Origin of the sequence: Muriicola soli, assembly GCF_004139715.1 — a bacterium.
In the GTDB taxonomy this organism is placed as follows: Bacteria; Bacteroidota; Bacteroidia; order Flavobacteriales; family Flavobacteriaceae; genus Muriicola; species Muriicola soli.
The window spans coordinates 1143068-1155883 of the sequence record NZ_CP035544.1 but is presented as its reverse complement, the minus strand read 5'-3'; the positions used below and the strand labels follow the sequence as shown (position 1 = coordinate 1155883).

Below are 12816 nucleotides of genomic sequence, written 5' to 3'. Positions count from 1 at the left end.
GAAATTAGCACGGCAAAAGCGAGCCCCGGCCACTCTCCTATTTTAGCCGGTTCTAGTTTTTATTAAATGTAGGAAATTTCAATTTAGTTGGAAAGCAGCGCTGAATTATAGCCGTTGTTAGCAAACGGTGTTTTATCTGGAGGTAGATTTAATTTGGCAAGAATTTCATTTAGGTCATTAAGAGAATCCTTATCTATAATTTGAGTATTAATGGTTAAATCTTTTTTCTCTGTCTTTAAAATATAATCTCCCGCAAACTTTTTGATCCAATATATTTCGGATAACTTGATCTTCTTACCAAAAGGATAATTAACAACAATTTGTTCATTAGTAATATTCATATATTGAATTCTCCACTCATAGAAATACTGTCCCAAATACAGCAAAGCCATACCAAAAAAGAAACCATCCGTCCAGTTCATATAATCATCAAATACCCATTTTAAAATACTAAGCATTAACCACAAAAGACCTATAAAGAGGTTGGCTCTAAGTCTTTTCTTGCTATATCGTATCTTCATATGAAAACTGTTTGCTAACGGTCTTGTATATGGCTCGTAGCGTGTTAATTAACGATTAATTTTGAATTGAGTAAAAGCCAGATTTTTACATTTTACTATTTATCTTTTCTGTTGGAAATCGTCAAATTTAAAAATTTGGCGACTTTCCAAATATACCTTAACTTAGATTAAGCAACTGATTAGCTATGAGCTATATACGTTGTTAGCTACATTGATTATGCACAATGTTTAATTGCGAATGACTTTTCTGTCTCTTAAATTATATTTATCTCCACTTTTCAAAAAATAGAATAATTGGTTTTTATTTGGAAGTTCTCTTTGAGTTTCCTCATCGAATGGATTATGTTCAATTGACCAGAACGATTTGTCATAGATAATAACATAACTTTCTCCAATAACTTCCAAAATATCTCCTTTGACCACGATAGCTGTACTCTCATCAATTCCGACACCCAAAAGTTCAGGTTTTTTCTCTAGGATTGTAAACATATCAAACTGTCTATTTCGGCTTAACACGTGTTGGTCAATAGCAATATTTGAAATAAATCCGAATCCAATTTCATGGTCTCCCATCATTATTTGATTGTTTTTCGTATCTCCTCTTGCTAAATAGGAACCTTGTATAGTTGCGCCTGCTGACGAACCTGCAATTACGCCACCTCTGTCCAATAATTGTAATAGTTCCTTGTGTACTTTAGTATTTAAATAACTATCTGCTATTCTCCAATGTCTACCACCTGTAAAATAAATACCTGTAGCTTCCTTAATCGGTTTCACAAAATCATCTGTATTTACCTCAGTAGAATCATTTGTATGTAGAACAGTAAAATTAGGTATTCCATATTCTTTGAAATTTCTTTTTAATAACAATGTATCTATTTCATTGTCCCTCACAAATGCTGTTGGTATAACTACTATTTTCGCAGAATCTCCGCCAGCCAGTTTCCGAAATTCTTTCATAATATTAGTGTGTCCAATATCTCCACCACCAATCGCTATAAGTGTCCCATTTTCATTTCCTGTAGTTACTTTATTTTCCTGTGCTATACTTACAATAGGTAAGAGTACTGTGATAAAAAGTACGAATGATATTTTCAACGTTTGTGGTTTTTAATTGTTCTACGTGAGTATTTAGGTCATTGTAGCTAACGGTCTCGGCTATGAGTAGTTGCGTGGGTTAGCAGTTAACTTTGCAAGTAAACACCCAGTTGGCAATTCCACAGGAATTTCCAAAGTAGGCGAGAACAAACAATTACTTATAGCCAATGTTGTGCTTTCGTTATTTATTAATATTTTCATTAATAAGTTCAATAATATTCTCTAAAGTTGCCCTTAGCTCTTTTTCTTCTTTTAATCCATCTTTTCGTTGAAAATAAAAAAGATGGCTCGTTGCCCATCTAAATTCTGGATGCTCATATATTGATTTCATATTTAATCCCAGATTTTTTCCATCTTTAATAATCATGGCATCAGTCCAAGCTGATTTTATCAAATCATCTCTTTGGGCTTCAATTTTTCTTGTATTTTCTATAGCATCTGTTGTCAATTCCTTTAGAGATGCCAGTAAATATTTTAGTTCCTTATTAGAAAGTTGATTGATTTGTCCTGAAGAGATTATTGAATTAAGTATCCCATTTTGCGGATCATAAGTGACGTTCCAATTCAATTTTCTGAATGATGTATAAAACATACTATCTGACATTTTATCAAAAGCTGCTCTGTCTCTAAAAAGCGCTCTCATCTCTATTGCGGTTTGAAAGGATTTTTCGTTTTCCTCAATTGCGAATTCCAAAGCTTTCAGATTTATTATCATTTCTTGTTTAAGGTCTTTGAGAATAGACTGCTCTGCATTTTTTAGCTTTCGGTCTTCATTCCAACCATTAATAGATACCGCTATAAGGATTCCGATAATCACAAGAAGAATCTCACCAATAGCATAAATCAAATATTTACTGAATTTATTTTCAGAAAGTAAGTTTTGTCTAATTTTTCTAAAGAATTTTATCATTGGTTATTGGTTGGTCCCGATAACTATCGGGAATGAAGCACAACGGCTTGTGCAAATGCAGTAGCCGACGGATGGAGGCTATTGACATTTTGCACCTTGTTAGCCTTTCGTTATTTATTATTTTTTAATTCAATGTCAATCTTATTAATAATATACTTTGCTACCTGTACTAAATTTTCTGACCCATTTTCTATAAGCAACAATAGTGACATTCTCATAGCATAATTATTTTCTATGTCAGAATCTTTAAAATATCCATCATAATTGGACTTCATAGCACCATTTGGCATTGATTGAAAAGGAATATTTCTATACTTAAACAGCTTCATTTGGTTAGTCTTGGATAAGTATTTACTACTATTATTATCATATTGATTATAGCTTAAGTCTCTAAGTATTATTTCTTCTTCCGTCACATCATCAACAAGTCCTGGCCAAGTAATTAAAAGATTTTTTATTTCATCATTTGAAATAATATTCACCTTTCCTGAATTAAAAAGCATTTCCAGGGTTCCCATTTGTCCATTGTACGTAGGTGGTACCGAAGCGTACATTACCAAACTGTCTAACTGCTTTTCAGAATAAGGATTTGTTTTGGTTTCAATAATTGAAAAAATAGTTTTTATACATGATAAAGAAGATTTTCTAATTTCATCTAATTCATCTAATTCTTTAATTGAAGCCTCAAAATCTGAACGAAGATTTTTAAGTATTTTAACTTCTTCAATTCTATTGTTTTTTTCAATGTTCCAATTATTTATAGAAAGTGCAATCAAAATTCCAATGACCACTAGAACAATTTCTCCAATGGCATATTTTAAATACTTTCCTGTTTTATTTTTTTCCATAAGGTCGTAGCGTATTTTTCTAAAGAATTTTATCATTTGCTAATTGTTGGTCATAATGAAGGCTAACTGTCTCGTATAACCGTCAGTTACGGGTTTTAAGTTATTATTTTTCGGTTTAGCACTGACGCTCGCAATTCCGAGTGGATTCGGACTTAGTCGTCCCGATAGCTATCGGGACGCCGTAATTGCGGTTATACATTGTTGTAAACTATTTTTTACTTTTTTTCTGGTTTATAGACATCCCGAAAAATCCTCCAATTATCTTTTTCCTTTTTCCAGACCAATAAGCATTCACCCTTACTTCTAGGTGTACCATCGCTATGAAAAAACTCAACGTATGCATCCTCGATTATGATATTTTCATTCCCCCATAAATTAATTATTCTGAATTTAATCCCAGTTATACTATCTCGTGTCATCTCGTATACCTCTTTCACAATATTATCTCTGCCAGAATAAGCACCTATTATTTTTGTGTCTAAAGTGTAAATGTCTCCAACTGCTATTGAATCTCCAATTTTTAATGCATCTTCAAATTCTTTGCTTCTTTGTTCAACAATTTTTGTTGCAGCTTCTAAATCAAAATTACTATTGTTATTATTTTCAATTGAAATCTCTTTTGCGCTTTCAGCTTTATTTACGCATGAAATTGTAGATAATATTAGTGCGGAAATAAGGATTATTTTACCTTTCATATTAGTTTATTGTGAGTTTCTTAAATTGTTTACAACGGTCTCGGCTATGCGCAGTATCCCGAAGGGTATTGTGTATAGGTGGTGTTGGCGTTTCGTTATTCTTCTTTCCGCAATAGACCTAAACGTTCTCCCATTAATATATGATTATATGATTGGCCATCCTCCTGCATTGGTGCATCTAAAGTGAACGTAACACCATCCTGAAAGATCATAATGAAGTCAGATCCTCCAAAGGCAAAGTGCCCAAGCATGTCGCCTTTTTTCACGATAGTTCCGGGAGTAATATTTTCTTCAAAATTTACTGACCCGACAGCTCCCATCCCAATGGGCATTAAAGCGACAAGTCCATATTCATTAGTTTCAAGGATAACACATCCTCTAGTCTCCACAGATTGCCACCCCGTTTTGGCAGTTGGGTTAAATGCATATCTATTGTTTTCTTGGTCCCACCAAAGTTGTCCACCTGTTGGATTGATACCTTGAATTATCCTGGACTCTTTTATTGTGCCACTCAGAGGAAAATGATACCTGTGATAGTCGTTCACATTCAGGAAGGAATGGGTGAATGTACCATTCGCAAATGCATCTTTGTACTGACTGTCATTGCCAATAAGTTTTGATATAGATTTGAGAGTAGCAGACTTTACTGGAACTCCCTCTTTCTCAGTCAGATTCGAGGTGCTATCTATCGCCCATACACCCTGAGGTTCTGAATCTGCAAATGATACGACTACAGAATCTAAATCTGGACTTGCAATTGGTCGCATATTAGGAGTCTTCAAATATCTGGCAAAGAATTGGTTAAAAGTCTTCCAATTGGATGGATCTTCATACCAATCATTTTGTAGACCGAAATTTGGATCGTTTAATGCCATTTGATAATATTCTTCATTCCAAGAATCTTCAGTGTCTAGATAAGCACCCCATGATTTGCTAAAAGTGACCAGCCATTTGGCAAATGGTTCATAATACTGGAGGGAGTTATTCACTAATCCTTTTCCTTCCAGCTCCGAAAGTGGCTGATCAATTAAGAAATAGAACGCACATAGTCCCTGGAAAATATTGTCGAATATTTCCGGATATTCTTCCTTTTTAACTATGGCCCAAGGCATTGTTGTTTCCGTCCAGGTAACGAATTCGTAATATTCTGCAAGGTTTTGAGCTGGATTCGTGTTTCTGTTTGGGTTAATCTCTTTTGCTTTCTTCAATGAAGATTCCAGCATTGATTTTAATGCAGGATCATTGTCTAAAAGAGTAATTAGTTCTTTTGTTGCCTTTCCGTATTCGACTTTTTCTTTTGGTGCGGAGCAGGAAAATGCAAGAAAGGATATTACTAAAGCAACTATTAGATTTTTATATACTTTCATATGATAAAATTAGGTTAGAAGATTAAATATAGTCAAGTAATGCAATGAACGCCAACTTGTTATATGCAACTAAAAATATGAATTTATCCGTCAAAACCTCCAGATAAGGATAGTTTTGCCGGATTTTTATGGGGGCCGAGGCCATGGAGTACAGCATCATCCAGAGGACTACGGATCTGCAGCAGGTCTTTCTTGGCAATATGAGTATAGATCATCGTCGTTTCAGGCTTCGAATGCCCCAGCAACTCCTGTACGTGTCGCATATTTACCCCATTCTCTATCAAATGAGTTGCAAATGAATGCCTCAGCGTATGCGGAGTAACACGCTTTTTGATACCGGCCTTCTTGCAGGCCTTCCTTAAAAAATTCCGCACACTCCCCGCACTATAAGCTCGGCCATCTGCTCCCTCAATAAGGTACTCAACAGGATTATACGTGATCAGGTAGTTGTGCAATAAGGGTACCACACTCTCCGCCATCAGTACATAACGGTCCTTCCTGCCTTTTCCCTTTTCAATCCTGATCTGCCTCCTGTCCAGGTCAATATCCGCATTTTTCAGGTTCAGCAACTCACTGATACGCAAGCCTGCAGAATACAAAAGTGCCAGAGCAGTCCTGTGCTTGAGGTTGGCAGTGCTCCTGAGCAGTGATATAATTTCCTGCCGACTCAACACAATGGGTAATCGCTTATACCGCTTGGGCCTTTTCAGCAGCGTCACTTCTATCCCACTCAGCGTAAAACGCTCCCCAAAATGCTTGATGGCACTGATTAGCTGCCTGTGACTGCTGATGCTATAGTTCTTATCAGATACCAGTCGCTCTACAAAACGCTGGATCAGCATATTGTTTACTTTCACGAGGGGTTTATCCCCGATAAATAATAAGAATTCGACAATAAAATTGGTGTAGACCTCTACCGTACTTGGGCTCAGCCGTTGACCTTCCAGAAAGGCCTTGTATTCTCGGTAGACGCTTTTTGAATTTTTCTCCAATCGTTCCCATTTCGGTTTTCTCTTTTCCTTGTATCGGAGAGAAGGAGTGGGTCCGGCCGATTTGATTGCGCTGTAATCCACATAGTAAGATCGTTTTCTAAGGTAGGTAAACATTTCGTGTAACCCCCGCTTACTGTAAGGAATACAATAACAGCAATGCGTCTTACTCCATCGTATGCCGGGATATTTCTTTATGTACTCCCCCACTCCATGTGAAGGCGTAAAATCGACCTTCATCCACCGGCGACCCCGATGAATAAATAGTGAAAGTTGAACCTTAACCAAAACATATAATTAATCGGCAAGATATTATACAAGCCTGCACTCCAATTGCAGGAGTGTAGTTGTTTAATTTGTTAAATGACAATCAACTAATTCACTGAAATCTATTTTAAGCAGCATTCATCTCCCTGATCTTTTTCAATGCCTTAGACTTGGAGTTCACATCCAGTTTTAAGTAGATGTTCTGGATGTGGAAGTTCACCGTACTGGGGGTGATGTATAACTTATCGGCAATCACCTTATAGGTTGCGCCTTTTCCCAGGTATTCAATGATCTGGTTTTCACGCTCAGAGAAAAACTGGTAGGTCTTCTTCCTGTACATCGAAATGAGCTTTTTCGCCACATCACTGCTCAGGGCTGCACCTTCATCCTTCACGGCTTTTAGTGCATAACGCAGCCTTTTCTTTCCGATTGGTTTGGTGAGGTATCCTTCGGCCCCATATCGGAAGGCATCCATGATGCGTTCATAGTCGTCTTCATGACTCACCATGATCACCACGGCAGGGTCCTTTGCCTTCTGGAATTCCACCAGGCCTTCAATGCCTGAGAGGCCTAAAAAATTCACTTCAGACAAGATAATATCCGGATTTACCATTTCATAATTAGCGAGGGCATCTTCCACAGTGCGGTAGATCCCTACCAGCCGGTAATCCCTGTAAGTGCTAAAAAAATAGTTGTAACTCTCGTGAAATTTAGGATCACTGTCAATTACAATAACCTTGAGTATAGTTGTATTCATAATCACAAAATTTGAGTCGATTGTTGTTTTGAATTTATTGAAAAATCAATGCCGATGATCCAACATTACGGTTAGATCATTTATTAGGCAACTTTACAAGAGACCTCAGAACCTTATAAAATCAAAAGAGATTTAGGGCGTCTGAAGGTGTAAAATGACCAGGAGCTATTTTACCCTTTAACAGGCAAAAACAATCAGGGATTCTGCATCAGAAACACAAGGGGAAATAGATCGTTTCCCATTTCGGAATGGTAATGGAATAATCGGAAGCGCACTTCCGGAAATTCTGTAGGTAGAGTTCATTTCCATAGGACTGAGATTTGGGGTTGTACTATTGTATTGGAATTGAAAAAGTACAGATTGCCCCCATTTTGTCCTAGGAAATGCAGATTTTTTCGATAAAATGTAGGAAAATGCTGTATTTCATCGGAAATATGCCCAAAAAACCGACCGGGCAGTTTGTAAAATCGGGGTCCAAATCAACTAATTTACCCCCTTGATCCGGGGGTAAAAACAGAGTATATTTTTGGAAATGCTATAGAAAAAATCAAAAGAAAATCGGTCAGATATGCATACTACAATCTGTTCTCAGGGTTATACCATTGCCTGGTATCCAAACTAGGCTTTTAACCTGTGGCTAGCACAGCATTTAAATGCGTGCTGTTTTCGGGGATAGAAAACACTCGGCAATAAGCAGATGAACCCCCATGATATCCGACCGATTAGTATTCCTTTGATTCAACATCACAACACTTTCAGCAATTAAGTATTAGTCCTGGTAATAGATATTGGTGTATACGCTGTTGGGATCCATCGGCAGTACTTCCAGAAAGTCGTATTTCCTTTTTTGGGTACTCAGATCATTCTTATCCTCCGAGATAGAGAATACCAGTTGTTTGGTTTCATCGGCCAGGCCTCCGCGGTTAGACATTACAATAGCCATACCTGTCTCAGCATTGACATTGAGGGCGTAATCATCGCTTTTACTATTAAAGGGAGCTCCCAGGTTCATAGCCATTCCCACTTTCCTGGCCCCTACCTGTACGGCAAAGAGGTCCATTCCGCCAATCCCTTCTCTTCCGTTGGAAGCAAAGAAAAGGAGGTTACCTCCTACAAGATTAGGGTACATTTCGTTTTTACGGGTATTGACTTTCTCGCCCAGGTTTTTGGCGATGCCTACACTGCCATCCTTGTGAATTTCGGCTACATAGATATCATATTTTCCAAAGGTGCCGGGCATATCCGAGGAGAAAAAGAGGCGTTTACCGTCAGGAGAAACTGCAGGATGCATAGCCGAGGCATACTTTGGGGTAACACTGAGTTCTTTTACATTCCTCCACTTTCCGTTTACATTCTCGGCCTGGTAGATCTTGTATATCGGTTCTTTTTTGGAAAACAAGCCGTATTCTGGCTTCATATAGACCGCCTTGCTAAAGAATGCTGTCTTTCCATCAGAGGATATGGATATAGGCGGAGTGTATCCCTTCCCCGGAATTCGGGAATTGTTTTTAAGTTGATCTGGCTTTTGCTCTTTTAATCCTGCCAGTTCGCGAAGTTCATCTAAAGAAGCTGCGCGATGTAGCGGCTTAAAATTGTGCTTGTTTTGCTTTTTGGCCGGGGCAGTAGCATATGTTTTAGGGCTAACTTTTTTGTCTGCCAGATACTCTCCTTCGATCTCAGAGTACCAGTCGGTCTGCGCCACCTCATCGCCAAAATCTGCAATTCCGGCTTTTTGCATTGATGCCTTGTAACGCTTGAGGTAATTTGGAGAAATGTTCTCGGAACCACTTAGGTCGATTAGTTTCTGATACCAAAAGGCTGCGGCCTTATAATTCCCGGCAAGGAAGTTGGCATTTCCCAGATCCTGGAAAATCTCTTTTTCCGTATAACCCAGTCTTGACAGTTCCAGGTAATTTTCGATACGCTTGTCGGCTTCAATTTTTCGGGCCAGGTCTTTGGATATAAATCTGTTTTGCTGTGCCATTCCGACTTCACAAAACAGGATCACCATTCCTGCCGCTACAATTTTTAAACAGAGTGTAGAATTCTTCATAAGGTAAGATATTGGGGTTCATCAGGATAAATTTCGCAAGAGTCCCAATCAATACATTATGATTTTTTCACAGGTTTTGACCCCAAAATATCGGCAAGTGGTTCAAAATCTAAAGTACCCCTAACAATTTTTCACAGTTTCGATGAGTTAACAGTAAAAATCGACCTGTACAATCGTTTGGAAACAATGTGTTTAGCTCTGGATTTCCGGCCTTGTATTTTATCCTGAAAAGGTGGTCGTTCGTCGATAAAATAATCATCAAAGTCTTGAAATACACTCCAATATGCAGGGCAAAACTGAAAAGGCTTGTTGCCGGGGTTGCTAACCCCTCCCCAATTTCAAATTAAGCCTAAGGGCTGCATAATACAATCAGGACCTAAGCATAAAAACCGGACCGAAAGCTCAAAAATGGTCTGCCAGAACATTTTTAGTGAGTGGACGGCCGGTGCGGTGGCAAACGGCGCTTGGTTGGGTATTTTTATTTCCTTTGGGATTAATTGCGTTGATCCCTAGAGGGGGGACTTGAAAAGAAAAGCACCCATACGGGATGCTGACTTTTACCAACTACGAATTCTCGATATCGCTTTCCTATTATTGTGGGATTAACTGCGTTGATCCCTACAAGGGGGTCACGCTAAGAAAAGCACCCATACGGGATGCTGTTTTATACTAACGACGAATTCTCGATATCGCTTTCCTATTATTGTGGGATTAACTGCGTTGATCCCTAGAGGGGGGCCTGCAAAGAAAAGCTCAAACCTGCGGTTTGATTGTTTTATTCCCTCCGCCTTACAAAAGCAAGCTTTTGCCGGCTTCAGGGAATAAAAAAAGCTTCACCATCTGTGAAGCTTTTCTTTGCGGAGGAAGAGGGATTCGAACCCCCGGAGGTGTGACCCTCAACAGTTTTCAAGACTGCCGCATTCGACCACTCTGCCATTCCTCCTTAGCGGCTGCAAATATAACAAGCTTTTTTGTTATGCGAAGAATTTTTTTCTGAATTCTGATTGTCAATTAGAGGTACAACACCACTTATCAAGATCTTCAGAAGCTCAGTGATAACCTTCCCCTGATAAAAAATGGAGTCCCGGGAGTAAAATGGATCTCTTCCACGGCCTGTTGTTCATTTCTCAATCTGCTCGCTGTCGCAAACTGGGTTTCATTCCATTCGGTATCAAACAGATTCTCAACTACAACCCCTAAAGTGAGGTTATTTATGGAATAATTCAAATTCAAATCGGTGACAAAATACCCTTCGGCCACAATGCTGTTGTCCTCATTTGCCGGCCTGTCCTTTATATATCTGTATTGCAATGAGGCTTTCAGGTTCTTTATCCCTCCAAAGGTAATACCCCCGGCAGACGTAAGGTCTGGTGCCAGAGGAATAAAGTCTTGTCCTTCAGGCTCATCAATGGAGCGGGCATAGGTATAGTTCACATCGGCGTACAAATAAAGATCGTCTGTCCATTGATGCCTAACTCCCAGGTCTGCTCCTGCCCTGCTGCTCCTGCCGCTGGGCTCTACAATTCCCTCGTCCCCAACATAGACAAATTCCTGTTGCGACCTCAGCATCCACAGGCCTGCATTCACAACTGTTCTGGAACCAGGCTTCCAAATGATTCCCAGGTCTGAGCCAAAAGCACCGGGGAGTGTTCTTTCTCCTGTATTGGCGAGCACTACCCTGGCATCATTAGAATGAAAGCCCAGGCCGGTTTTAAGAAAGGCCTGTAGTTCTGGTGAAGCCGTATAGAGGACATTAAACTTAGGAGCGATAAATACCTTGGTTTTACGCTGCCGGTCATAGGTCTCACTCAGATCATTTTCGTATTGGAAGTTAAAATAATCGGTTCTTAGGGCTCCATTAAGCGTCCATTTCCCTAGCGTGTACTCCAGATCAGCAAAGGCAAAGCCATTGAGTTCGTCTATCTGTCCCAACGCAATATTCTCAAGTGTTTCACTGCGGTTCCTGCTGCGCGAAAGTTCTACGTCACTTACCTGGTCGTAACGAAATCCCGACCCAATTTCCAACTCGGCATGCACCTCATCCTTTGTGTGCAGCTTTTTCTGATAAACCGATTTTGCACCCAGGATTATTCTGTCTTCCTTTTGTCTGATCTGATCCCCATATACTGGATCGTTGAGAAAAAAAGTGAAATTTGAATACAACTCAAAATCATAGGCAGAGAGGTAAGCAGAGGTGCGAATACTCTGGTGTTCATCCAATGCCTTAAAGTGATTGAGCCATAAATTAGATCTCGAAGTGGTTCCGCCTTCCGTATCATCAATACTCCCGAACCTACTAATTAATCCCGCATCTACTGCCCGCTGTGGAATTTGTCCGGAGGCATCCCATCGACTTTGAAAGTGAGAAGCACCCAGCCTCAGGGACTCGTTTTCTTTGCTAAAACGAAAACTACCCATCAAGTTGAGGCGATTGAAATTCTGTGGAGATTCAAAGAAGCCATCGGTTACAAGGCCCTCCGAGGCAATGTATCCATCCGCATGATCCGTCTCCAGTAATTTAATCAGGCTCACCAACCTCAGGGTATTAAAATCCCCTGCTTCCAGGCTAATCTGGTTTTGCTCTATTTTGTCTTTGGTTTTTATGGCTACATGACCTGCAGTAGCAAAATTGCCTTGCTCAGCGCGGTAGGGTCCCTTTTCAAAATCTAGCCTGTCCAGGGTTTCCGGAATGAGGAAGTGGAGGTCTGAATATCCTTGCCCGTGGGCATGAGACACCAGATTAACCGGCATATCGTCTACAGAAATGGCAATATCCGTACCGTGATCCAGGTCGAATCCACGTAAAAATAATTGTTCCGCCTTACCCCCTCCCGCATGCTGACCTATCAATAATCCGGGTACCCTCCTGAGAACTTCCTGCGATGAACGCACCGGATTTTGTTCTACGTCAATTTGGACCATTCTACTAAAAGCATCGATTTTAGAGATAAGAACTACCTGTTCAAGCGATACAGGGGCCTCTTTTAAAACCACAGATACAGAAGAATTGAGATCGTCATTGGAGATCACTTTGGAAACCGTCTCGTACCCCAGGCTGTAGAAATAAAGGACATCGTTTACCGCGATTGTATCCAACTCAAAGTATCCGCTGATATCAGAATAGGTGAAGTCCTGAGTTGTTTCGTTGTAGATCCCAACCCCTTCCACTGGCTTGTTGTAAGGGTCCATAATCTTGCCCTTAATTTCATGCCCCATGGAGATAAAACATTGCATCAGGAATAAAATGGTGAAAAATGCCTTCGAATTTTGATAGTTAATAGAGATATGCATGATGTATGGTTGTATTTATC

At 39.6% G+C, this 12816-nt stretch carries 11 protein-coding genes and 1 tRNA gene; all 12 read right to left on the bottom strand.

Annotation, left to right across the window (positions count from 1 at the left end; all coding sequences use genetic code 11):
* Nucleotides 1-83: 83 nt before the first annotated feature.
* On the bottom strand, nt 84-521 hold the full coding sequence (locus tag EQY75_RS05065) for a hypothetical protein (protein WP_129603447.1): 438 nt from the start codon (nt 519-521) through the stop codon (nt 84-86).
* A gap of 228 nt (nt 522-749) precedes the next feature.
* Nucleotides 750-1619: a cyanophycinase gene (locus EQY75_RS05060; protein ID WP_129603446.1), complete on the bottom strand. Its 870-nt coding sequence runs from the start codon at nt 1617-1619 to the stop codon at nt 750-752.
* Nucleotides 1620-1800: 181 nt separating this feature from the next.
* Nucleotides 1801-2529: a DUF6090 family protein gene (locus tag EQY75_RS05055; RefSeq protein WP_129603444.1), complete on the bottom strand. Its 729-nt coding sequence runs from the start codon at nt 2527-2529 to the stop codon at nt 1801-1803.
* Between the two features lie 110 nt (nt 2530-2639).
* A complete protein-coding gene (locus tag EQY75_RS05050) occupies nt 2640-3377 on the bottom strand; it encodes a DUF6090 family protein (RefSeq protein WP_129603442.1) in 738 nt (245 codons plus the stop codon).
* A gap of 215 nt (nt 3378-3592) precedes the next feature.
* Nucleotides 3593-4072, bottom strand: coding sequence for a hypothetical protein (locus tag EQY75_RS05045; RefSeq protein WP_129603440.1), 480 nt, complete (start codon nt 4070-4072; stop codon nt 3593-3595).
* Between the two features lie 95 nt (nt 4073-4167).
* On the bottom strand, nt 4168-5439 hold the full coding sequence (locus EQY75_RS05040; protein ID WP_129603438.1) for a phosphatidylserine decarboxylase: 1272 nt from the start codon (nt 5437-5439) through the stop codon (nt 4168-4170).
* 83 nt (nt 5440-5522) lie between these two features.
* Nucleotides 5523-6512 carry a site-specific tyrosine recombinase/integron integrase gene (xerA, locus tag EQY75_RS05035; RefSeq protein ID WP_165200530.1) on the bottom strand — a complete coding sequence of 330 codons (990 nt, stop codon included), beginning with the start codon at nt 6510-6512 and terminating at the stop codon, nt 5523-5525.
* 310 nt (nt 6513-6822) lie between these two features.
* The gene (locus tag EQY75_RS05030) at nt 6823-7452 is read right to left on the bottom strand and encodes a response regulator (protein WP_129603434.1); all 630 of its coding nucleotides are present in this window, start codon (nt 7450-7452) and stop codon (nt 6823-6825) included.
* Between the two features lie 177 nt (nt 7453-7629).
* Entirely contained in the window at nt 7630-7761 is a 132-nt protein-coding gene (locus EQY75_RS14305; protein ID WP_281278423.1) for a hypothetical protein, read from the bottom strand.
* Nucleotides 7762-8221: 460 nt separating this feature from the next.
* Entirely contained in the window at nt 8222-9505 is a 1284-nt protein-coding gene (locus EQY75_RS05025) for a TolB family protein (RefSeq protein WP_129603432.1), read from the bottom strand.
* Nucleotides 9506-10363: 858 nt separating this feature from the next.
* Nucleotides 10364-10448 (bottom strand) — tRNA-Ser (locus EQY75_RS05020).
* A gap of 98 nt (nt 10449-10546) precedes the next feature.
* Nucleotides 10547-12796 carry a TonB-dependent receptor gene (locus EQY75_RS05015; RefSeq protein ID WP_246020013.1) on the bottom strand — a complete coding sequence of 750 codons (2250 nt, stop codon included), beginning with the start codon at nt 12794-12796 and terminating at the stop codon, nt 10547-10549.
* Between the last annotated feature and the right edge of the window lie 20 nt (nt 12797-12816).